Origin of the sequence: Paenibacillus sp. FSL L8-0158 (assembly GCF_038592965.1) — a bacterium.
Classification (GTDB): Bacteria; Bacillota; Bacilli; order Paenibacillales; family Paenibacillaceae; genus Paenibacillus; species Paenibacillus polymyxa_D.
Genome location: NZ_CP151949.1, coordinates 1,651,030 through 1,672,529 on the forward strand (window position 1 = coordinate 1,651,030; position 21,500 = coordinate 1,672,529).

The following is a 21,500-nucleotide window of genomic DNA, read 5'->3' on the forward strand; positions in this document are numbered from 1 at the left end:
CCTCAGAATTCACTTATATAGGCGAAAGGAGGTTCTTTTTGTATTCATATGTTAAACCATCGGTTCCGTTGTTTCTGGCGAGGATTTGGTCGTACGGGTCAGAGAATACAGCTCCATTTCAGGTCGGTGTGCGCCTGTCAGTTCATCAGCCAATAGCTGTGCGGCCATCATATTCGTAACCGATCCATTCCCTCCATAACCCTCCAAAAAGTAGCAGTTTGGAAAACGCGGATGTGGACCAATATACGGTAAGCCATCGTGAGAGGAGCCGAATACAGCCGCCCAAGCATAGTCGATCTGAAAGGGTACTCCGGGGAAATGCTCCTGTAGTGCTTGCAGCAGCTTTTGCTGTTGGTGTAGCAGCCTGATTTCACGCTGGTTGGCGTCCAGTATAGGTTCATCCAAACCACCAATAATGATGCGTCCTTGCGGTGTGGAGCGCATATATAGATAAGGACGGGCAGTTTCCCAGATCAGACACTGCTCATGCCACAAGGGAGCATCTCCGATTGGATTGGTGGCGATAGCATAAGAGCTCTGCAGAACGGCTCCCCGATCGGTTTTAATCTCTTGTGTTTCATAACCTGTTGCAAAAACAACCTTTTTTGCTCGGATCATTCCACAGTTAGTATGACAAACGACCTCATTATCATGGAATTCAAAATGCTTGGCTTCCGTATGCTCATATAAGCGAACACCGAGACGGTTGGCAGATTGCAGCAGGCCCTGGGCAAACAAAAATGGATTAACCTCAGCATCTTCGTGTGTGTACAAGGCTGCCGGTTTTCGAAAAGGAAATCGGGCAGCAACCTGTTGCTCATCCCAGTACTCTACTGGAAATCCAAACCGGGTTAGCTGTTTGTACTCTTCCTGAAGCACCTGTATATCCTCCGATGTACTTGCATAGTACAGGCTGCTGCGCCGAGTAAAGGAAGGGTCTGTATCCAGTGTAGCTGCCAGCTTATCTAACTGATCCAGTGCATCTTTACTCATGCGGTAAAACAGTACGCCGTTCGTTTCACCAAACGTATTAATGAAAGAGGTTAAGGTCTTGTCATTGCTGTATTGCAGCAGGCCAGCATTGGCCGAAGAGCTTCCAGTTACCAGCTTGCGTTTGTCAATAACCACGGTGTCTACTTGTCGCTCTCCCAATAACCGGGAGCAGATGGCCCCTCCCATCCCTCCTCCGATGATCAATACATCACAAATTAAATCCTCTGCCAAAGGCGGAAAATCCAGTGTCTGCTCCAAGGAATTCGGCCAATATGTGTTCCCGCTTATCAATTCCATATAAAATAGCTCTCCTCATAGGCAATATGTAGTATCTCTTATGTGTACATAGTATTTCGACAAACGGACAAGATAACCAGCGTGCAACAAAACATTTAAGGAGGCACAGAGATGATGCAATCTACGAACATGCAACCCTTGACAGGCAAAGAGCTGGAGTATATCGCGGACTCCATTTCCAATGAACAACTACTGTTAAAACAATGTGCAGCGACAGCGGCGTCCATACAGCAACCAGTCATTCAACAGGCCTGTATGCAACTGGCAAGAACTCATGAGCACCACTTGAATCTGCTTTCCAATGCCCTGCAACAGCATCAGCAGCTTGCCCCAATGCAACCGCAGCAGTAATTATGGATTACCAATAAAGGAGGTATGACAAGATGTATTCACAAAACAATATGTCATTTATGCCCGAAGAAGACTTGCTCTATACCATTCTAGCTGATATGAAACGTACAGTGCGGGAGTACACAACGGCGACAACAGAATCCAATTGTCCGTCTGTGCGTCAGATGTTCACTGACCTTACGAACGACACATTGCGTATGCAAGGTGATTTATATCGTCTGATGAGCCAGAACAATATGTATGCCACTCCTTCTAAAGCACTGCGCATTGATTTGGACAAACAGATTCAAGAAGCTCGTAAGACCCAACAAGAATGCCAACAGTTCATTCAGCAAAAGTCGGCATCCGCGGGAGTATATGGTCAATCTATGCATCAGCAAGGTCAGTCTGCTCACCAAAACAACCCTTACTATATGTAAAGGGATATTCCGTTTCTGAAGCAATTTCCCATAACAGCCGTCCATCTGCCGGGTTTACCGGAGTGGACGGTTTTTCTTTGCAGGTTTAAAGTGCGTATTGTATGATGTATAGTAATCTCTTTTGATGGAGGCCTTATGTAGAATGACAGAGCTGAATGAATTGAAATTAAAAGTGCTGGAATTGTTAAAAGAAGATGCAAGAAGAACACCGACTCTATTGGCTACTATGCTGGGGGTTGACGAGCAGGATGTACGCATCTCAATGAAAGAGCTCGAAGACCAACACGTGATTGTCAAATATGCCGCTGTAGTCAATTGGGACAAAGTCGACGACGAAAAGGTTACCGCTTTGATCGAAGTGCAGATTACACCCGAGCGTGGAAGAGGCTTTGAAGGGATTGCAGAACGTATTTATTTGTATCCGCAAGTTAAATCGGTCTATCTCATGTCCGGAGCATACGATTTACTGGTAGAGGTTGAAGGCCGCAATCTCCGTGAGGTCGCTAATTTTGTGTCGGAGAAACTGTCGCCTATTGACTCGGTCTTGTCTACCAAGACTAATTTTACGCTTAAAAAATACAAGCAGGACGGAATTATCTTTGAGGACCATCAGGAAGATAATCGTCTGATGATTTCGCCGTAAAGGAAGATCATGATGAATCTCAAAACAGAAGCATTTACCGACAGTAACAAAGCCATGAGTTCCTATTTGTCCCCGTTGGTGCGCGAGATCCCATCTTCGGGTATTCGTAAGTTTTTTGACTTGGTGGGCGGCAACAAGGATATTATTACCCTTGGTGTAGGCGAACCGGATTTTACAACCCCTTGGCATATGCGGGAAGCCTGTGTCTATTCATTAGAGCGAGGTTTTACCAGCTATACGTCTAATGCGGGAACGCCAGAACTGCGTGAAGCGATTAGTGATTATCTGAATGAGCAATTTGAAGTCCGTTATGATCCTAAAAATGAGATTATCGTGACCGTTGGGGGAAGCGAGGCGATTGATCTTGCTTTGCGCGCGTTAATTGTGCCTGGCGACGAAATTCTCGTGCCCGAGCCGTGCTACATTTCATATTCTCCAATCACTTCGATTGGAGGCGGGATTCCGGTAGGTATTGAAACATTTGCTAAAGATGAATTCAAGTTGACAGCTGAGGCACTGGAGGCGAAAATTACACCTAAATCCAAGGTGCTGATTTTATGCTATCCGAGCAATCCAACTGGGGCTACGATGACTTATGAAGATTGGCTTCCGATTGCCGAAGTCGTGGAAAAGCATGATTTGATTGTCATTTCTGATGAAATTTATGCTGAATTGAATTATGGAGAGAAGCATGTCAGTTTTGCAGCTATGCCTGGTATGATGGATCGTACGATTCTCGTCAGTGGTTTTTCCAAAGCCTTCGCCATGACAGGCTGGCGTATTGGATATACATGCGGACATCCAGATCTGATTGCTGCTATGCTCAAAATCCATCAGTACACCGTAATGTGTGCGCCTTCTATGGGACAAGTTGCGGCACTGGAAGGCTTGCGGAATGGTTTGGGTGAGAAAGATCGTATGGTAGAAGCCTATAATCAGCGTCGCCGTCTGATGGTTGAAGGGTTCCGGGAAATCGGCCTGGAGTGCCATGAGCCAAGAGGGGCTTTTTACGTTTTCCCTAGTATTCAAAGCACGGGACTCAGCTCAGATGAATTTGCACAGCGTCTTTTGGCAGAGGCTAAAGTTGCGGCTGTACCAGGTAATGTGTTCGGTTTGGGAGGCGAAGGCTATCTTCGTTGCTCATACGCGACTTCTGTTGCTCAGCTGACGGAGGCACTGGATCGGATTGGTCATTTTGTAGAAAAAGTAAGAAAAGAAGGTTAAAATTATTTTTTTATGGGTAATTTATAAAAAAATAGTCTTTTATTTCTAAATTTCTATGCTATAATTTGAAATCGATAGCAGGAAGTTCAATTTTTCAATTGTAGGAGGAATGCTCATGTCATATGTTGGATTTAATTCGTCTAGTTCAATAGGATACGACATTTCTCTGGAAGATGAAATTTTGTTCCTGCGCAATGAGATGATGCGGACGTTTCAGGAAGAGCAGTCCTTCACCTCTGATCTTGTCATCGAGATCAGTTGCAAGCTCGATTTGAAAATCAATGAATATATGAAGCTGTATGGTACGGAATGCAAGGTTTAACTGTGTGAAGTCAGCCAAAGGTATGAAGAAGGCCGTAGGGCCTTCTTTTTTTGCGTTCACAACTTATGATATATTAGTGGCATGGAAGAGGGGGCGTACATATGAGAGCGGGGCTAAAAAGGCTATCGCCGTGGATCATCGGAATGCTGGCACTTGTATTATTGGCTGGATGTGGGGGACGGGACAAGGACAGCTTCTCCATTTTTATTATGGATAAAGGGGATGCTTCAGTCATCCGTGAAGAGCTGGCACAAAAGCTTAAGGATAAGCTGGGCGAACAGGCTCCGACTATTGAGATTTCAGTCAGTCCGCTGTATAACCAGCAGAAGCTGGTTGTAGAATATGCGGCCGGGGAGCATGATCTGTTTCTTTTGCCTGAAGAGGACATGAAGCTGTATGGACAGAATGGCTCGAATCTGCCGTTAGATGATGCTTTTGACAAGAAGACGTATGCCCGGGGCGTGTTCGAGGGTGGCGTATTTAAGAAGAAGGGTCAGGAAGAAGAGGGAACAGATGTAAGCAAGGAAACTCATTTGTTCGGAATTCCGGTGGAGCAGATGAAGATGTTTAAGGAGCTAAAATATAGCTCCAAAACATTATTTGCTATCGTTCCGCCTCGTACAAGCAATAAGGAAGAAGCCATCAAGGTGCTGAAAGCACTTACGGAATGATAAAGGGGATGAAATGGAATGGGGATCTATACCAGGACAGGTGATGAAGGACAAACTTCTGTGATCGGCGGTCGAGTGTCCAAAGATGATGATCGTGTGGAGGCGTACGGTACAATTGACGAGCTGAACAGCTTTGTAGGACAAGCGATCAGCTTTGCCGAAGGGGAAGAGTTTGCGGATATTCGGACTCAATTGGAAGAAATACAGCAGGAGCTGTTTGATTGTGGTTCGGATTTGGCATTTGTTAAAATCAGTGAAAGCAAATATAAGGTGAAAGACGAGCTGGCAGAGCGACTGGAAGGCTGGATTGATGCATGTCAGGAGGAAAATCCGAAGGTGGAGCGTTTTATTATACCGGGTGGTAGCACATTATCCTCAACGCTTCATGTATGCCGGACGGTTTGCCGACGCGCGGAACGCCGTGCGGTTACACTAGGTAAACATACGGACATTAATCCGGCGGTACGTAGGTATTTGAACCGCCTTTCTGATTATTTCTTTGCCGTCGCTCGCACGGCGAATGTCCGTCAGGGTGTACCCGATGTCGAATATGTGCGCAGCAAAAAAGTGTTCCGCAAATAAGGAGGCAACCGGGAATTTGTGATGAGCTTGTACTATGAACCTATCGTATATACAATCCCTCCAGAGGAGGAGGGCATGCTGTTGAAGACTATCTTACAAAAACGTATGAACATTTCTCGAAAGTTAATATCCAAACTCAAGCTGACCGAGCAAGGTATTATGCTGAACGGGACACGTGTGTACATCAGCGTAAAGGTGAAATCCGGGGATCGAGTAGAAATTCGTATGGAGCGCGAGCGTTCTGATGATATTTTACCTGAACCCATTCCTTTTGAGATATTGTTTGAGGACGAACATCTGTTAGTGGTGAACAAGGCGGCGGGCATGATTGTCCATCCGACTCATGGTCATTACACAGGAACACTGGCTAACGGGGTTGTGCATTATTGGCAGACCAAGGGAGAGCTGTTCCGGTTTCGTCCTGTTCATCGTCTTGATCAGGAGACGACAGGGGTGCTGGTCGTAGCCAAAAATCCGTATGTACACCAGCATATTTCTGAGCAGATGATTTCGGGAACAGTGGATAAGCGCTATACGGCTCTGGTACATGGGCGCCCTGAGCTGCAGGAAGGTAAGGTGGACGGACCGATTGACCGCAACCCGAATGATCCGCATTTACGTATGGTGACCCCGGATGGTTATCCTGCCCTTACGCTGTATAAGCTGGAGGAAGTGTGGAACGGGGGAAGCCGTATCGGACTAAAGTTGGAATCCGGGCGTACGCACCAAATTCGAGTGCATATGACTTATATCGGTTGTCCGTTGATCGGAGATAAAATGTACCGGGTTACACCCGATGATGCTGAGCAACGTGAGCGATATGATCAGCTTGATGCCAGGATGCCTCGACAAGCCTTGCATGCCTCAGAGCTGTCCTTGGAGCATCCTGTAACCGGGGAGCGGCTGACGTTCTATGCTCCTCTACCTGAGGATATGGCTGAAATGCAGAAGATATTAAGAGCGCAATATCTTTCAGAATAAAATATAAATAAGCGATGAAAACCAAATGGAGGTTAATCTAGCGATGAGCCAACTGAAAGTATATCAGTATTCTAAATGCAGTACCTGTCGTAATGCAGTGAAATGGCTGCAAAACAAGGGACATGAGACGGAACTTATTCCTATTTTTGAACAACCGCCCGGCCCGGAGGAATTGGAAGACTTGATTCGCAAAAGCGGGCTGGAGCTGAAAAAGTTTTTCAATACAAGCGGTGAGGTGTACAAAGAGTTAAAGCTGAAAGATAAGCTGGGAGACATGAGTCATGAAGAGCAAATTTCGCTTTTATCCTCAAATGGAAGATTAATCAAGCGCCCGATTGTAACCGACGGTAACAAAGTAACGGTAGGGTTCAAAGAGGAAACATTTGAGGGCACATGGGGAGCTCAATAACGCCCAATTAACCCCCACGATATGTTATACTGTGGGGGTTAAATATTATGATGAATGGGAGCAATACAATCTGTGACACAACGCAATGAACAATCCGTAATGCTGGTTGACGGCATGGCCCTGCTATTTCGCGCTTATTATGCAACCGCCGCAAACGGTTATATCCGTCGTACAAAAGCTGGGGTGCCAACGAACGCCATCTATGGTTTTATTCGATATTTTTGGGATGCAGTCCAAACGTTTAATCCTACACATGTTATTTGCTGCTGGGATATGGGCGGAACGACATTCCGAGGAGAACATTTTGCTGCGTATAAAGGAAATCGAGCCGACGCACCCGATGATTTGATTCCCCAATTTACATTGATTCGTGAAGTGACGGACAGCCTCGGCATTCCCAACATTGGAGCGGAAGGCTTTGAAGCCGATGATTGTATCGGTACGCTTGCACGCCATTATTCGCAAAATGAGGACATGGATGTAATGATTCTCTCGGGAGATCATGATTTACTTCAATTAGTGGATGATCGGACACGGGTCATTATTATGAAAAAAGGCCACGGCAATTATATGGTATACACCCCGGAGACCCTGCTGACTGAAAAAGGACTTAAGCCACGCCAAGTGGTAGACCTTAAAGGCCTGATGGGGGATGCAAGCGATAATTATCCAGGAGTACGAGGTATTGGTGAGAAAACGGCACTCAAGCTGGTGCAGGAATACGACTCTATTGAGGGCATTCTGGAGAATCTGGATCAATTAACACCCTCGGTCCGCAAAAAAATTGAGAGCGATTTGGATATGCTGCATCTTTCACGCAAACTTGCTGAAATTCACTGTGGTGTACCTGTAGCATGTGCTTTGGATAGCTGTCTGCTGACGTTGGATCACGTGCAAATTGTAGACAAGTTTGAGCAGCTTGAAATGAAAAGCTTGTGTACATTGATGGGTGTCGCAACTGGATCATAATGAAGCTATTAGACTTGGTACGACAATTTAAGTAAAGTAAGTTATATAGGGATGCTGAGGCTGGATGCGTCAGTGTCCTTATTTGTATACCGTTATGTTAACGGAGTTATATCGTCTTGTGAAGGATTATATACAATTGCGATTAGGGGATTGACCTCAGGTACATTTCAGGTGAATATAGTGGAGAGAGAACCGGATTATCGAAAGGGGACAACAGCAACTATGACAGTATTGGGAGCAATTGAGGCAGGCGGTACCAAATTTGTATGTGGAATTGGCAACGAACGTGGAGAGGTACTGGAACGAGCGAGCTTTCCAACAACCACACCAGCAGAAACAATGGAGAATGTCATCGCATTTTTTGAAGGCAAGGGCATTGAAGCATTGGGCGTAGGCTCGTTCGGGCCGATTGATCCTATCGAAGGTAGTGATACATATGGTTATATTACAACAACGCCAAAGCCACATTGGGGAAATTACAATCTGATTGGTAAACTGAAAGAGCATTTTGATGTGCCTATGGGGTTTGATACGGATGTGAATGGAGCAGCACTTGGTGAGTCTATTTGGGGGGCCGCCAAAGGATTGGACAACTGTCTGTATATCACGATAGGTACAGGCATCGGGGCAGGTGCTTTGGTTGGTGGAAAGCTGATACATGGATTATCTCACCCGGAAATGGGGCATATTCTGGTACGTCGTCACCCAGAAGATACTTACGAGGGGACATGTCCTTATCACGGAGATTGTTTGGAGGGTCTGGCAGCAGGTCCTGCGCTCGAAAAAAGATGGAAGGTTAAAGGACATGAGCTTTCTGTCGATCACCCGGCCTGGGAAATGGAAGCGCACTATCTGGCACAGGCTTTAATGAGCTATGTATTAATCCTGTCCCCGCAAAAAATTATTATGGGCGGGGGAGTAATGAAGCAAGACCAATTGTTCCCGCTCATTCGTACCAAACTACAAGAACTTTTGAACGGATACGTGCAGCATTCGAGTCTGACAACAGATATTGAGAAATATATCGTATCTCCAGGATTGGGTGACAATGCTGGATTGTGTGGTGCTCTGGCATTGGCAAAGGAAAAGCTGAATCATTAGAATTTATGGTTGACGGCACTCCAAGGTACGGTTATTATATAGGCAACAGTATAGTACGGCTCAAAAAGGGAAGCACCTTTCTTGCGAATACGCAGGATAGGTGCTTTTTTTTGCGTTTTTGTGTTGTGCGGGACTGTCTTTCAACGATATGAGGGAGGAAGAAATCATGGAGATTGTATTTTTAAATCGCTTGTCCAAACGGAATGAACAGGGCTATGAGGACTTTGCTCAGGTATGGATTGGGCAGCATGAAGGGGGATGGAGTGCAGGCTGGAGCACACACCATATCCCGGATGAAAGTATAGACGACCTTTGGTATGAGGGCAGCTTGTGGCAGGAATTACTGCATGTATACCGTCATGAGCTGGCGCTCAAAATGGCTGAGGGCTACAGGCCCTTAATCCATGGCGTATTTCATGAGCAAGAAGGATCATCAGGGCGAGGACAAACGCTGCAAAAGTTGTATTGCTACAGTGATTTGTTTCCACGTGATGAAGTGTATGAGCAATTGACGATGTGGAGACGGCAAAAAGCAGCAACGGAACGAAAAGCACCTTATTTTATCGCTACGAATCGACTACTTCGGCTCATTAGCGTTTATCTTCCCCATACCGAAGAAGAACTGTTGGAGCTGCCTGGTATGGGTCAGGGTAAGGTGTCGCAATATGGGACGGAGCTATTGGCTATTACGACACAAAATGACCGCACCACGCCATTTCCGTTGAACTGGGTAACAGAGACGCTGGAAGAAGAAGTTTTTTTGTCATGGCTATACAAGCAAAAAGAGAACCAGTACAGGCAGGAGCTGAACAAATTCAGCTTAACTAGAACGATTATTGAAGGCATTTCGGACGGTCTTTCACTGGAGCATATCGGAATGAAGACAGGTTTGCATCGTAGAGAGATGATTGAAGCTGTGGAGCATTTGGATAGAGATGGTATTGATATGGAGAAGCTGATCCACAAGGAATTGGTGAATGTATCTGAGGAGGAGCAGGCAGCTATCTGGTCTGCTTATGAAGAGTTGGGGGATACGTTGCTCAAGCCCGTCATGCTGAAAGTGTATGGGGAAGAAAAGGCAACCGAAACAGGACTGGATCAGATTTATGAGCGTCTGCGTCTGATCCGTATACGGTTTCGTCATCAGCAGGTACCCGACCGACATGTTGGATAATATAGAACTGGTTGGATAAAGCTAGGTATTAAAGTATATTCAGGGTCCAACATACTAAAAAGCAGCAGCCAGTTCCTCACAGGACACGGCTGCTGCTTTTTATGACCAAGCTTGAAAATCGAAAATAAGTATCCAATTCGATCCTTTTTTTAAACCCAGTCTTTCTTACGGAAAATACAGAACATACTGACACCTAATGCCACCATAATACCAATGACGACAAAATAGCCATAACGTGTATGAAGCTCAGGCATATTATCGAAGTTCATCCCATATATTCCGGTAATGACCGTCAATGGCATAAATACGGTCGTAATTGCCGTAAACACACGCATAATTTCATTGGCACGGTTGGCAATACTGGATTGATAAGCTTCTCGAAGGTTACCCATCAAGTCGCGGTAAGTTTCAAAAGTCTCCGAAATTTTCACAGCATTTTCATAAATATCGCTGAAATATTTTTGCAATTGATCGTCGATGAGCCGTAAATCCCGCTTGTTCAGGGTATTGATGACTTCTTTCTGCGGACCCAGCACTTTTTTCAGCCACAGAATCTCACTGCGTAAGCCGATGATTTCGTTCAAATGCGACTTTTTCGTATGCATTAGAATATCTTCTTCTAGCTTTTCAATGCGGACCTCAATCCGGTCACCAACCAGAAAATAGTTGTCAACAATCAAGTCGACCAACAGATACATAAAACGGTCAGGCTGGCTGACTTCTTGCTCCCACAGCATAGGCTTGAGGGTACGAAGCTCATTGATTTTCTGCTTGGTCACCGTAATGATAAAATGGCGGCCGAGAAAAATGTTCAAAGCTCGCAAAAATATTTCTTCATCATCAAAACGAATGCTATTTACAACGATAAAATAATGACTTTCATAAATTTCAATCTTCGGACGCTGTTCTTCTTCACTCAAACAGTCTTCTACTGCAAGATCATGCATGGAAAATAAGGGCTGGAGCACTGCCAAATCATCGACATCGGCATCAATCCAATAAAAACCTTCTGCCGGTGCAGTAAGCGCCATTTCAATTTCTTCGACAGGGGTAAAAACCCCGTTGTTGACCAAACGGATTTTCATATACGTCACTCCTTATGCTCCGCCGTAACGGAAATACGTTTACCTTAAGCATAAGGAATGGACTCAGTTAGCCAGTTAGCCGGTGCGGGTAAGCGTGCACTCTCATCAAAAGCCGGAGGCTTTTGGAGCATGCAGAGCCTGGCGTCCCGTCTTTCGGCAAGCTGAAGTCATTCCTATGCTGTTGTTCAGGGATCGCCGCCTATTCGGACTCGGGTCGCCTTCCATTCCGGATTCACCTCTCAAATGTTCTTTTTTAGATTGCCACAGTATCGCAGGAAACACTCAAATCTGCACTACTGCTCCATATTTTTGCCTAATAGCACTTGTATAGTATAACGCTCGGCCTACGGCCTTTCAAGCGCAAAATCATGGGCAAAATCAACAGTAGTGGTAAGAGCTTCAGCGATAGGAGGGATATGATTTAACCTATGGAAAAGGTAGACAAAATGTGAATGCAGGTTACAAATTTACAAGTCCCATCTTGACGAAGCCCAGCCGATGCATTAAAGTGAACAACAAGAACTTTGTGACCCAAAATGAATATAGCGAAATCTTATCAAGAGCAGGTGGAGGGACTAGCCCGATGATACCCGGCAACCGGCGATTTTAATCGCACGGTGCTAATTCTTGCAGGACGCGCGCTTTGTACAAAGAGCGTTGCCCTGACAGATGAGAGAGGCGCATATGGATACAAATATGACCTTTCTCTAACCAGAGAAAGGTCTTTTTATTATATGCCCGGCATCTCAACAAGACGATTTTCGCAAAACTTACCGAACAAGGAGTGAGTTTACATGCCGATTAAAATCCCAGACACATTACCTGCTAAGGAAGTGCTGGAGGGCGAAAATATTTTCGTAATGGATGAAAGCTTGGCTTATCATCAGGATATTCGTCCGTTGCGTATCGCCATTTTGAATTTAATGCCTACAAAGGAAACGACGGAAACCCAACTGTTGCGCCTGGTCGGCAATACGCCGCTGCAAGTGGACGTCACACTGGTTCATATGAAGTCTCATGTATCCAAAAATACATCACAAGAATATTTGAACATGTTCTATAAAACGTTTGACGAGATCAAGAACAGTCGTTTTGACGGCATGGTCATTACAGGAGCCCCGGTTGAACAGCTTGAGTTTGAGGATGTGAACTACTGGGAGGAAATCCGGCAAATCTTTGAATGGACGAAAACGAATGTAACTTCGACCATGCATATCTGTTGGGCCTCACAGGCAGGCTTATACCATCATTTCGATGTCCCTAAATATGGGCTTGACTACAAATGCTTTGGCGTATTTCCACACACTGTGATTAAACCTAAAGTAAAATTGTTACGCGGCTTTGATGAACTGTTTTATGCTCCTCATTCCAGGCATACGGAGGTTCGTCGGGAAGATATTGATCATATCGCCGAATTAGAAGTTTTATCCGAATCCGAGGAAGCTGGAGTGTATCTCGTAGCCACGCTTGACGGTAAACAAATTTTTGTAACTGGGCATTCTGAATATGACCCGCTTTCACTGAAATGGGAATACGACCGCGATGTGGCCAAAGGAATGGATATTGAAGTTCCCAAAAATTATTTCCCAAATGATGATCCTGAGCGCACACCGCCCTCAATCTGGCGGGCGCACGCCAATTTATTATTCTCGAATTGGCTGAACTATTATGTATACCAAGAAACACCTTACGATATCGGGCCCCAGATTTAAAAAAGGGGCTTGTAGTTTACCCTTGTACAGTACCACCTTGCAGTAGCGCAGCCGTATAGTCTTTGACATCCATTTTTGCAGGATTGGTTATAGCACCCACTATGAAAGTTAACAGGAGGATTCATATGAGTGAGAAACAGTGGAAAATCGAAAGCAGATTGGCACAAATCGGTTCAGTAGAGGAACCAGTAACCGGGGCTGTTAATTACCCGATTTACCAATCTACGGCGTTCCGCCATCCCCGTCTGGGTCAAAGCACAGGATTTGATTATATTCGAACGATCAATCCCACGCGAAAGGTACTGGAAGAGGCTTCTGCTGCACTTGAATCGGGTGATGCAGGCTTTGCATGCAGCTCAGGTATGGCCGCGCTGCAAACGGTATTTGCATTGTTTGGACAGGGAGATCACCTCATAGTATCGCTGGATCTGTATGGCGGGACGTATCGTTTGCTGGAGCGTATTTTATCTAAATTTGGTGTAACAGCCAGTTATGTGGATACGAACGATCTTGAAGCGCTCGAACAGTCATGTCGACCGAATACCAAAGCTGTATTCATAGAAACGCCTACAAATCCGTTAATGATGATTACTGATATTCGAGCGGTGGCTGAATGGGCATCACAACATCAGTTGCTTACTATTGTAGATAATACGCTGCTAACGCCATATTTTCAGCGGCCATTGGAACTGGGCGCAGATATTGTGGTACATAGCGCAACCAAATATTTGGGCGGACACAACGATGTGCTCGCAGGGTTGATCGTAACCAAAGGCAAAGAGCTATCAGCTGAAATTGCATTCCTGCACAATTCCATAGGGGCCGTGCTTTCCCCAAGCGACTGCTACCAGTTAATGAAGGGCATGAAGACGTTAGCGCTGCGTATGGACCGACATGAGCATAATGCAACAGTGCTGTCTAACTATTTACTGACGCATCCGGCGGTGGCGGAAGTATTTTATCCAGCTCTCGAAGGCCATCCAGGTCGTGAGATTCAAAATAAACAATCCAGCGGAAATACGGGTATCTTTTCCTTTAAAGTAAAGGATGCTCGTTATGTGGAACCTTTGCTTCGTCACATTAAGCTCATTGCGTTTGCGGAAAGTCTCGGCGGTGTGGAATCGTTAATGACCTATCCCGCTGTGCAGACACATGCGGACATACCAGCAGAAATTCGGGATGCAGTCGGGGTAGATGACAGGCTGTTGCGTTTCTCCGTAGGCATTGAGCATACAGACGACTTAATTGAAGATTTGCGTTCGGCGTTGGAAGCAGCACGTCAAGAAGTAGAAGGAGGAGAGCTGCAATGATAGAGGATGCGAGGAGGACCAGGCAGGATCTGAACAAAGAGCGGAAGTTCGCTACCAAGTTGCTGCATTTTGGTTCTGAAATTGACAGCGTTACGGGGGCGTCGAGCGTCCCGATCTATCAAGCTTCTACCTTTCACCATCATGATATTTTTAATCCTCCACAGCATGACTATAGCCGTTCAGGTAATCCGACACGACAAGCTTTGGAGGATTACATCGCCTTATTAGAAGGCGGAGCCAGCGGTTTTGCCTTTGCATCAGGTATGGCGGCCATCTCTACTACATTTATGCTCTTGTCTGCTGGAGATCATGTCATTGTTTCCGAGGACGTATATGGAGGAACATATCGACTGCTGACCTCCATTTTGAAACGGATGAATATCGAAACGACTTTCGTCGACATGACGGACCTAAACCTTGTGAAAGATGCGTTGCAGGAGAATACAAGGGCTGTATATATGGAAACTCCGTCCAATCCGACACTCAAAATTACCGATGTGGCAGGAATAACTTCTTGGGCACAGGACAACGGGCTTTTAACGTTACTGGATAATACTTTTATGACACCTTATTATCAACGTCCGATTGAGCAGGGAGTTGATATTGTATTGCACAGTGCGACCAAGTTTCTGGGCGGACACAGCGATGTGCTGGCAGGACTTGCGGTAGCGCGTACCGAATCGTTGGGAAGACAAATCAAGCAGCTCCAAAATGGACTGGGTACCGTGTTGGCTCCGCAGGAGTCATGGTTGCTCATGCGCGGTATGAAGACACTGGAGGCTCGTATGGCTCACAGCGAAAAGAGTGCAGCGAAGCTCGCTAACTGGCTGAACGAGCGCAACGACATTGAGGCGGTATACTACCCGGGTCTGGAGAATCATCCAGGGCGTGAAGTTCATGAGCGCCAATCCAGCGGTTATGGTGCAGTGATATCGTTTGATGTGGGTTCTGGTGAGCGTGCAAAAGAAGTCCTCAGTCGCGTACGTATTCCAATTGTAGCGGTGAGTCTGGGAGCTGTGGAAAGCATCTTGTCATATCCGGCGATGATGTCACATGCGGCTATGCCCCATAGTGTACGATTGGAGCGCGGGATTACGGACGGACTACTTCGTTTCTCCGTAGGTCTGGAGGATATTGATGACCTGATCAGTGATTTGGATGAGGCGCTGTGCTAGAGCGTTAGCACATCAGTAATATCTTTGTCGTTTTAACGCTGGGAGCAAATATGTACAGTACTAAACAGCAAGTTTCCAGTATTTCAGGAGGCTTGCTGTTTTCTATAAGAATGACATGAAATACAGTGTGAAAAAAGCCACTTTTCAGTTCTGTTTTCTTATTTCTAGGCTATATGCAATGTTGAGATAAGCTTGGCAGTTGCCTGTTTTCATAGGTGAAAAGCAGAAAGAAGCGGGAATAAGTATGGTTCCTTACCTAAAGATATGTTAGTATTATCATTAGGTTTTACTATGCTAAATAGCACAGACAACATACAAGGCTAGTCATGAACATACATTACGGCAGGGTTCGAACGCAGGTTTGTGAAAGCATTCTCGTTCATAAGTCCTGTCGTTCATTTCGTCGCCCTGTGACAGCGAAGGAGGATACACCATGAGTGTAATCGACCATATTTTAGATAAAGCCCTACGCGGCGAACGCCTGAATTTAGAGGATACCGTTGCTTTGTTCGAATCAGACGAGGTAGAAAAAATCGGCCATGCGGCGAATAAAGTCATGAATCGCATGCATCCCGACCCCGTTAAAACCTTCGTTATCGGACGAAATATTAACTATACAAACGTGTGTGACGTATACTGTCGCTTCTGCGCTTTTTATCGTAGACCGGGTTCTGATGAAGGTTATGTGTTGCCGGATGAGGTGATCTTTCAGAAGATCAAGGAAACACAGGAAGTAGGTGGCACCGAAATTCTAATGCAAGGCGGTGTGAACCCAAATCTGCCGTTCAGTTATTATACCGATTTGCTGAAAGGTATCAAGGAGCGTTTTCCCGATATTACGATGCACTCCTTCTCGCCAGCTGAAATTCACAAAATGAAGGAAAAATCTGGTCTTTCTATGGAAGAAACAATCCGCGCCATTCATGAAGCTGGATTGGATTCGCTTCCGGGTGGAGGCGGAGAAATTTTGGATGACCGCACACGCCGCAAAATTAGCCGTCTCAAAGGCTCTTGGCGTGATTGGATGGATGTCATGCAAACGGCTCACAAGGTTGGGATGAACACGACTGCTACGATGGTTATCGGCTTTGGCGAGTTGATGGAGGAGCGTGCGCTGCATTTGTTGCGTGTTCGTGATGCTCAGGACGAATGCATTGAAAACAAATATAATTCTGAAGGATTTTTGGCCTTTATTCCTTGGACCTTCCAGCCAGATAACACCAATCTGAAGAAGGAACGTCAGACGCCGGAGGAATATTTGAAGACTGTAGCGATCAGTCGTCTTGTATTGGATAACATCAAGCATATTCAATCCTCATGGGTAACTATGGGACCTGAAATCGGTAAAAAATCGTTGTACTACGGTTGCGATGATTTTGGTAGCACCATGATTGAGGAAAACGTAGTTTCCGCTGCAGGCGCAACGTATAAGGTTAACATTGAATCCATTTTACAGTTGATCCGCGAGACGGGTCACATTCCAGCACAGCGTAATACCCGTTATGATATTATTCGTACTTTTGACAGTGCCAGCAGTATTGAACATGATTTTATCATGCAAAATTAATATCGATTAATATATCATTACAAAACGCTTATCCATCACTAATCTGTGTACAAGGATTAGTGTAGATAAGCGTTTTTTGATGTGATACTTTGCTAGGCTTTCCATCGTTTCATATACATGATCTCAGCCTGCGGGTCTGCCATTTGGATGACAGCCTTAAAGCGCTGCAAATCCAATAGATGAACGCTGTAAGCGATGACCATTTGTTCTTTTATATCCTCAGATTCGCTTTTAATCTTGCCCTCTATCTGGGCAGAGCCTCCAACAGGCGTGCTGTGTATACGCAGCCTGCGATATATGGCATCCTCGACGGTTGGCTGCTTCTTGCTGACAACACAAACCATACGCGTCAGACCAGTAAACATCAGCCGGGTCGTTTCATAGGCGGCGAGGCAGGATAAGGCTGAATAGAGAGCTGGCTCCCAGCCTAGCACAAAGCCAGCCGTAATGAGCAGGAGACCATTACACAGCATAACAATCTGTATTAACGGAATCTTGCGGTGTGTTAGCAACAATATGGATGGACGGCCATCGCCTGATTCGTTAAGTCCTAGCGAATCAAGCAGACCACCGTGACGAGCTGCCAGCCCTGCGCCAAGACCGATACAGATTCCGCCGCCCAAAGCGCATACGACCGGGTGGCCGCTCACTGCCGGAAAAGGCGAAAGAATGATGGCTGAGCCCGAAAAGGCGAACAAGCCGGGTAGTGCACGGAGCAGCATGGGTTTGTGAGTGGATAATGAATACAGCAGCATGAGTGGCAAGTTCAAAACGAATAGCAGTAACCCAAAATGCTCTTGTGTATAAAGCGACATGAGTCTGGAGATCCCCGTGACGCCTCCAGCGATCATATCATGCGGATGCAAAAACAATTCCAGACCGACGGATGCCGTAATTCCGCCAATCACCGTATAAAAGACAGGGAACCTGCTCGCATCTTCTGAAGCGGGCTTCACAAGCCGCCTCATAGAGTTTCGGCATGTTTTACAGCGTGCGGCATAGCCTTCCCTCCTATGGATTGTCGTATCCAGCTTTTACAGTGACGCCGAGTTACTTTCTTCCTTTCGTAGGCGGGGGTCTTTGAACTTGAATATTTTGTTTAACATATTAAAAATAGGTTTTGACTGCTTTGTCAGAAGTGGTCCAAGAATCGCCAGTATGAGTACATAGATGGCTGCAAAGGGTTGAACAATATCAAGTAAACCGCCTTCTTTACCCAAGTTGGCCATGATGATCGAAAATTCACCCCGTGCCACAATGGTCAGGCCGATATTTGCTGACGCTTTGGGAGATAAGGAGGCCGTACGCCCAGCCAACATTCCTGCCCAAATGTTTCCAAACAACGTGAGAACGACTGCAGCCAGCGCAAGCCATATCGCGCTTCCTCCTAGGGACAGTGGATCAATGGATAGCCCAAAGCTGAAAAAGAACAGGGCGCCAAAGAAATCGCGGAAAGGAACAATTAAATGCTCGATCCGTTTGGCATGTTCCGTTTCGGCCAGTACCAGACCGACTAACAGGGCGCCGATAGCTTCCGCCACATGAATCGTTTCCGAAAAACCAGCCACCAGAAACAGGGAGCCGAAAACCACAAGTCCGAACACCTCATTGGAGCGAATACGGAGAATCCGATTTAACAGAGGGACGGCCTTACGGCCGATAATAATGACTGCAAGCATAAAGCCAAGCGCGATTAGCGCTGATAGCAGCACACCCCCGAGCGAGGATGAATCGCTAAGAACCAATCCGGAGAGGATGGAGATGTATACGGCGAGGAAAACATCCTCGAACATAATAATGCCCATAATCATTTCAGTTTCAGCATTGGCAGTCCGCTTAAGATCTACCAGCACCTTCGCAGCAATAGCACTGGATGATATTGTTGTAATTCCGGCGATAACCAGTGTCTCTGCTACAGGAAAGCCGCTCAGGAAGCCAAGAGCCAGCCCCAGTGTAAAATTGATGCCAATATATATGGTGCCACCCACGGCAATGGAGCGGCCTGATTTAATTAACCGACCTACTGAAAACTCCAGACCCAAGTAGAAGAGAAGAAACAGCACTCCGATTCTTCCCATAAAATCAATAAAAGGGGCACTTTCGATAAAGCGAAAATCAAAATGCCATAGCTCCATCGCATGCGGTCCAACTGCCATTCCGATCAGGATATAAAAAGGGATGACCGAGAAGCGCAGTTTGGAGGAAATAAGTCCGGCTGCAGCGATGAGAGCAATAGCCAATCCAACCTCAAATACCAGATGATCCATCCAATCACCCGCTTCCGTTCATAAGGATTTGTTTAAAGCGTTTTTGCTGATCGCGTTCCCCAACAACGACTACAGTGGCATCATCGTTAATAATCACTTCAGGACCAGGATTTACATATTTCTTTCCCTTTTTCTCCACAATGGCAATAACAGTGGCTCCCGAATTTTGTCTTACATCCAGCTCACCGATGGATTTACCGACACTTGCATAGTGAGATTCCACTCTATACCATTCGATAATAAAATCGTCAAACGTCATTTCTACACTTTCAAGCTGTTTCGGCTTATATGTCATACCCCCGATGATGGAGGCTACCAATCGCGCTTCCTGATCATTCAGGGTTGTCATAGAAATACTTTGTTCCAAATCCTCGTAATCAAAGTGATACAACTCACGCCTGCCATCATCATGAATAATAATGATAATTCGGTCGCCACTCTCTGCATCTATTCGATACTTAATCCCGATTCCTGGCAAAATAGACTCTCGAATATCCATTTGTAATGCCTCCTGTACGATACGTTATTTAAATGAATGGTATGGGAAATAAATCACATGCTTTGGGAATGACATGAAAACGTTAATTTTGTATTAAATTTTATAAATTAACATAAAAAACCTGATAAATATACTAACGTATTACACTTATTGGGAACGGTTAACAAATAGACATGCAAATGTGGTGATGTGCATGCTTAAGGGAGGTTAAGCCACATAACTAGAGGTAAATTTGATGGGGAACAAGTACAATTGCTTCTTTAGTTTGCAAATGACAGGAATAAAAGGCAGACGTAGTTTAGGGATGCTCAATAGCAGCACAAGCGCTATCAAAATGACAAAGGGAAGTGATTTGGCCGCAGCGATCACCAGATGAAGTAAAGGGGAGGATTTGCGTATAGCTGGTTTGGGATGGTGCTCCAGACCGTGAGAATTTGTTTCTAACGAGGAAACATCAGCATGAGACAGGAGAGAAGATTCCGCAGTAAACTGAAGGGATTGAGTAGTGTCTTCCGCATGAAACGTCACAGGAAGGGACAAAATCTGAACGAGGCTCAATATGACGATCATGAATGTACGCAGCATGTTCAGCATCGTTGACATCTTATCTCCTCCCTCTTGTGAAAAATTCATATTACTTTAACCTTAACATACCCCACCCTAAATATTCAAACGTCTTTCGTTTTTTTTCCTATATCACAGTAATTGTTTATAACACGCCAACCGGCTTTTTGAAACCTGATCATCCTCTTTTGAGTATGTCTTTCTGTTTCCAGTCGTTCACTTCGTATAACCCTTCAGAGGCCGCCATATACTGAAAGCAGTGATCGAAAGGAGTGAGCCAATGGAACTGTTTACAGTGTGGACCAATACAGACGGAGATCAGGAAACCGACCGGTTTTACGAAGTGGTCAAAAGTAGAACAAAGGGACTACATATGTCACGGCGCGGATTTCGATTCACTTTCAGACAGCTGGACAACAAAGTGGCATGGACCTGCAAGGGCACAGAAAGCAATTCGGCGTTTGAAAGCTTTCTCCCCTGTGTATACAGCATCATGTCTTCGGCAATAGCGGATTATATTATCGAAGTCAAGGAGTGGGGGCTGCTTAATCTCATTCTCACCAAGGCCTGTTCGCTGCTGGAGAAAGAGGATACAGAGCAAATTCGCAGTATGATTCGTTCACTGTTAAACGATGATGGCCCCAGAGGTCGTTTGAAGCGTCATGGTAAGCTGACCACTCTCCTGGAGAAGGATTTCAAGGAGCTTCGTGTGATCAATTTGGAAGGACTGATTCAATTTAGGCTCCATGCGTATAAAAAAGAGCTTGAAGAAATCGTCGACTATGCCATGGAAGAATTCTGGGCAGATCGGCAATACGAAGAATTTATGGGGCTGCTTAAATATTTTGTTTTTTTTCAGGAAAGCAAAGTTCCGCTCGTACACGTACTTCACCAAGGCGGACATAATTTTACGATTCTGGATAGTGCCATGGTGCCGATACCGACTCCCGATGCAGATGACATCATTGTTGAGATGCCAGGCATTGAACTGGAAATGGAGGTCGAGGATCGAATCGTGAGCACCCTTATTTCGATTTCTCCTGCTTCCATTATATTGCATACAGACGATGAGCACACCCCCATAGTGCGGACACTCCTGCATATTTTTGAAGATAAAGTGAAGCTGAGTAGATTTTATCCAGGTCAGGATGTTCAAAAATAATAATCTGTTCGTATAAACCAACG

General features: G+C 45.5%; 23 protein-coding genes and 1 riboswitch. Of the genes, 17 read left to right on the forward strand and 6 right to left on the reverse strand.

What is annotated here, in order from left to right; all coding sequences use genetic code 11:
* Window positions 1-51 precede the first annotated feature (51 nt).
* Window positions 52-1,290 (reverse strand): FAD-dependent oxidoreductase, encoded by a 1,239-nt coding sequence (locus NSQ68_RS07480; RefSeq protein ID WP_342428456.1) that lies wholly within the window; start codon window positions 1,288-1,290, stop codon window positions 52-54.
* 114 nt (window positions 1,291-1,404) lie between these two features.
* Here NSQ68_RS07480 and NSQ68_RS07485 point away from each other — a divergent pair, with 114 nt between their 5' ends.
* The 12 genes from NSQ68_RS07485 (at window position 1,405) to NSQ68_RS07540 (ending at window position 10,136) form a co-directional block, all read left to right on the forward strand.
* Window positions 1,405-1,641: a hypothetical protein gene (locus NSQ68_RS07485; RefSeq protein WP_039270154.1), complete on the forward strand. Its 237-nt coding sequence runs from the start codon at window positions 1,405-1,407 to the stop codon at window positions 1,639-1,641.
* A 32-nt stretch (window positions 1,642-1,673) separates the two neighbouring features.
* Window positions 1,674-2,060 (forward strand): spore coat protein, encoded by a 387-nt coding sequence (locus NSQ68_RS07490; RefSeq protein WP_307348948.1) that lies wholly within the window; start codon window positions 1,674-1,676, stop codon window positions 2,058-2,060.
* Window positions 2,061-2,202: 142 nt separating this feature from the next.
* On the forward strand, window positions 2,203-2,703 hold the full coding sequence (locus tag NSQ68_RS07495) for an Lrp/AsnC family transcriptional regulator (protein WP_069012836.1): 501 nt from the start codon (window positions 2,203-2,205) through the stop codon (window positions 2,701-2,703).
* 12 nt (window positions 2,704-2,715) lie between these two features.
* Entirely contained in the window at window positions 2,716-3,927 is a 1,212-nt protein-coding gene (locus NSQ68_RS07500; RefSeq protein WP_061829137.1) for an aminotransferase class I/II-fold pyridoxal phosphate-dependent enzyme, read from the forward strand.
* A 115-nt stretch (window positions 3,928-4,042) separates the two neighbouring features.
* The gene (locus NSQ68_RS07505) at window positions 4,043-4,249 is read left to right on the forward strand and encodes an aspartyl-phosphate phosphatase Spo0E family protein (protein ID WP_307348954.1); all 207 of its coding nucleotides are present in this window, start codon (window positions 4,043-4,045) and stop codon (window positions 4,247-4,249) included.
* Window positions 4,250-4,350: 101 nt separating this feature from the next.
* The gene (locus tag NSQ68_RS07510; RefSeq protein ID WP_342428457.1) at window positions 4,351-4,920 is read left to right on the forward strand and encodes a hypothetical protein; all 570 of its coding nucleotides are present in this window, start codon (window positions 4,351-4,353) and stop codon (window positions 4,918-4,920) included.
* A gap of 18 nt (window positions 4,921-4,938) precedes the next feature.
* Window positions 4,939-5,502: a cob(I)yrinic acid a,c-diamide adenosyltransferase gene (locus NSQ68_RS07515; RefSeq protein ID WP_029516494.1), complete on the forward strand. Its 564-nt coding sequence runs from the start codon at window positions 4,939-4,941 to the stop codon at window positions 5,500-5,502.
* A gap of 21 nt (window positions 5,503-5,523) precedes the next feature.
* Entirely contained in the window at window positions 5,524-6,483 is a 960-nt protein-coding gene (locus NSQ68_RS07520; RefSeq protein ID WP_342429091.1) for an RluA family pseudouridine synthase, read from the forward strand.
* Window positions 6,484-6,526: 43 nt separating this feature from the next.
* Entirely contained in the window at window positions 6,527-6,892 is a 366-nt protein-coding gene (locus tag NSQ68_RS07525) for an arsenate reductase family protein (RefSeq protein WP_342428458.1), read from the forward strand.
* A gap of 72 nt (window positions 6,893-6,964) precedes the next feature.
* On the forward strand, window positions 6,965-7,861 hold the full coding sequence (locus NSQ68_RS07530; protein WP_080710677.1) for a 5'-3' exonuclease H3TH domain-containing protein: 897 nt from the start codon (window positions 6,965-6,967) through the stop codon (window positions 7,859-7,861).
* A 222-nt stretch (window positions 7,862-8,083) separates the two neighbouring features.
* On the forward strand, window positions 8,084-8,962 hold the full coding sequence (locus NSQ68_RS07535; protein ID WP_342428459.1) for an ROK family protein: 879 nt from the start codon (window positions 8,084-8,086) through the stop codon (window positions 8,960-8,962).
* 166 nt (window positions 8,963-9,128) lie between these two features.
* Window positions 9,129-10,136 carry an HRDC domain-containing protein gene (locus NSQ68_RS07540; RefSeq protein WP_342428460.1) on the forward strand — a complete coding sequence of 336 codons (1,008 nt, stop codon included), beginning with the start codon at window positions 9,129-9,131 and terminating at the stop codon, window positions 10,134-10,136.
* 149 nt (window positions 10,137-10,285) lie between these two features.
* Here the strand turns inward: NSQ68_RS07540 and corA are convergent, their stop codons facing one another.
* Complete coding sequence (gene corA / locus NSQ68_RS07545; protein ID WP_023987788.1) at window positions 10,286-11,221, reverse strand: magnesium/cobalt transporter CorA; 936 nt, start codon at window positions 11,219-11,221, stop codon at window positions 10,286-10,288.
* Between the two features lie 550 nt (window positions 11,222-11,771).
* A riboswitch (SAM riboswitch) is annotated at window positions 11,772-11,897 on the forward strand.
* Window positions 11,898-12,015: 118 nt separating this feature from the next.
* Between corA and metA the strand changes: the two genes are divergently transcribed.
* The 4 genes from metA to mqnC all read left to right on the forward strand — a co-directional run bounded on the left by metA (window position 12,016) and on the right by mqnC (window position 16,985).
* Window positions 12,016-12,933, forward strand: a complete 918-nt coding sequence (metA, locus tag NSQ68_RS07550) for a homoserine O-succinyltransferase (RefSeq protein ID WP_039269776.1) — start codon at window positions 12,016-12,018, stop codon at window positions 12,931-12,933.
* A 125-nt stretch (window positions 12,934-13,058) separates the two neighbouring features.
* Complete coding sequence (locus NSQ68_RS07555) at window positions 13,059-14,243, forward strand: PLP-dependent transferase (protein ID WP_029516500.1); 1,185 nt, start codon at window positions 13,059-13,061, stop codon at window positions 14,241-14,243.
* A complete protein-coding gene (locus NSQ68_RS07560; protein WP_342428461.1) occupies window positions 14,240-15,418 on the forward strand; it encodes an aminotransferase class I/II-fold pyridoxal phosphate-dependent enzyme in 1,179 nt (392 codons plus the stop codon). Before NSQ68_RS07555 ends, NSQ68_RS07560 begins: the two co-directional genes overlap by 4 nt.
* A 433-nt stretch (window positions 15,419-15,851) precedes the next feature.
* Complete coding sequence (gene mqnC / locus NSQ68_RS07565) at window positions 15,852-16,985, forward strand: cyclic dehypoxanthinyl futalosine synthase (RefSeq protein ID WP_029516502.1); 1,134 nt, start codon at window positions 15,852-15,854, stop codon at window positions 16,983-16,985.
* Between the two features lie 92 nt (window positions 16,986-17,077).
* On the opposite strand, the gene NSQ68_RS07570 is transcribed toward mqnC, so the two are convergent.
* The 4 genes from NSQ68_RS07570 to NSQ68_RS07585 form a co-directional block, all read right to left on the reverse strand.
* Complete coding sequence (locus NSQ68_RS07570) at window positions 17,078-17,941, reverse strand: YitT family protein (RefSeq protein WP_342428462.1); 864 nt, start codon at window positions 17,939-17,941, stop codon at window positions 17,078-17,080.
* 78 nt (window positions 17,942-18,019) lie between these two features.
* The gene (locus NSQ68_RS07575) at window positions 18,020-19,252 is read right to left on the reverse strand and encodes a cation:proton antiporter (protein ID WP_342428463.1); all 1,233 of its coding nucleotides are present in this window, start codon (window positions 19,250-19,252) and stop codon (window positions 18,020-18,022) included.
* A gap of 4 nt (window positions 19,253-19,256) precedes the next feature.
* Entirely contained in the window at window positions 19,257-19,751 is a 495-nt protein-coding gene (locus tag NSQ68_RS07580) for a cation:proton antiporter regulatory subunit (RefSeq protein ID WP_342428464.1), read from the reverse strand.
* Between the two features lie 207 nt (window positions 19,752-19,958).
* Window positions 19,959-20,354, reverse strand: coding sequence for a hypothetical protein (locus NSQ68_RS07585; protein WP_342428465.1), 396 nt, complete (start codon window positions 20,352-20,354; stop codon window positions 19,959-19,961).
* Window positions 20,355-20,595: 241 nt separating this feature from the next.
* On the opposite strand from NSQ68_RS07585, the gene NSQ68_RS07590 reads away from it, so the two are divergent.
* Window positions 20,596-21,477, forward strand: a complete 882-nt coding sequence (locus NSQ68_RS07590) for a putative sporulation protein YtxC (RefSeq protein WP_039269786.1) — start codon at window positions 20,596-20,598, stop codon at window positions 21,475-21,477.
* The last annotated feature ends 23 nt before the right edge of the window (window positions 21,478-21,500 follow it).

Coding starts and splice junctions, on each gene's coding strand:
- NSQ68_RS07575 (WP_342428463.1), bottom strand. CDS start 19,252: ATGGATCATCTGGTATTTGAGGTTGGATTGGCTATTGCTCTCATCGCT.
- NSQ68_RS07520 (WP_342429091.1), top strand. CDS start 5,524: ATGAGCTTGTACTATGAACCTATCGTATATACAATCCCTCCAGAGGAG.
- NSQ68_RS07500 (WP_061829137.1), top strand. CDS start 2,716: ATGAATCTCAAAACAGAAGCATTTACCGACAGTAACAAAGCCATGAGT.
- NSQ68_RS07515 (WP_029516494.1), top strand. CDS start 4,939: ATGGGGATCTATACCAGGACAGGTGATGAAGGACAAACTTCTGTGATC.
- NSQ68_RS07585 (WP_342428465.1), bottom strand. CDS start 20,354: ATGTCAACGATGCTGAACATGCTGCGTACATTCATGATCGTCATATTG.
- metA (WP_039269776.1), top strand. CDS start 12,016: ATGCCGATTAAAATCCCAGACACATTACCTGCTAAGGAAGTGCTGGAG.
- corA (WP_023987788.1), bottom strand. CDS start 11,221: ATGAAAATCCGTTTGGTCAACAACGGGGTTTTTACCCCTGTCGAAGAA.
- NSQ68_RS07485 (WP_039270154.1), top strand. CDS start 1,405: ATGCAATCTACGAACATGCAACCCTTGACAGGCAAAGAGCTGGAGTAT.
- NSQ68_RS07540 (WP_342428460.1), top strand. CDS start 9,129: ATGGAGATTGTATTTTTAAATCGCTTGTCCAAACGGAATGAACAGGGC.
- NSQ68_RS07560 (WP_342428461.1), top strand. CDS start 14,240: ATGATAGAGGATGCGAGGAGGACCAGGCAGGATCTGAACAAAGAGCGG.
- NSQ68_RS07490 (WP_307348948.1), top strand. CDS start 1,674: ATGTATTCACAAAACAATATGTCATTTATGCCCGAAGAAGACTTGCTC.
- NSQ68_RS07590 (WP_039269786.1), top strand. CDS start 20,596: ATGGAACTGTTTACAGTGTGGACCAATACAGACGGAGATCAGGAAACC.
- NSQ68_RS07525 (WP_342428458.1), top strand. CDS start 6,527: ATGAGCCAACTGAAAGTATATCAGTATTCTAAATGCAGTACCTGTCGT.
- NSQ68_RS07495 (WP_069012836.1), top strand. CDS start 2,203: ATGACAGAGCTGAATGAATTGAAATTAAAAGTGCTGGAATTGTTAAAA.
- NSQ68_RS07510 (WP_342428457.1), top strand. CDS start 4,351: ATGAGAGCGGGGCTAAAAAGGCTATCGCCGTGGATCATCGGAATGCTG.
- NSQ68_RS07480 (WP_342428456.1), bottom strand. CDS start 1,290: ATGGAATTGATAAGCGGGAACACATATTGGCCGAATTCCTTGGAGCAG.
- NSQ68_RS07555 (WP_029516500.1), top strand. CDS start 13,059: ATGAGTGAGAAACAGTGGAAAATCGAAAGCAGATTGGCACAAATCGGT.
- NSQ68_RS07535 (WP_342428459.1), top strand. CDS start 8,084: ATGACAGTATTGGGAGCAATTGAGGCAGGCGGTACCAAATTTGTATGT.
- NSQ68_RS07580 (WP_342428464.1), bottom strand. CDS start 19,751: ATGGATATTCGAGAGTCTATTTTGCCAGGAATCGGGATTAAGTATCGA.
- NSQ68_RS07505 (WP_307348954.1), top strand. CDS start 4,043: ATGTCATATGTTGGATTTAATTCGTCTAGTTCAATAGGATACGACATT.
- mqnC (WP_029516502.1), top strand. CDS start 15,852: ATGAGTGTAATCGACCATATTTTAGATAAAGCCCTACGCGGCGAACGC.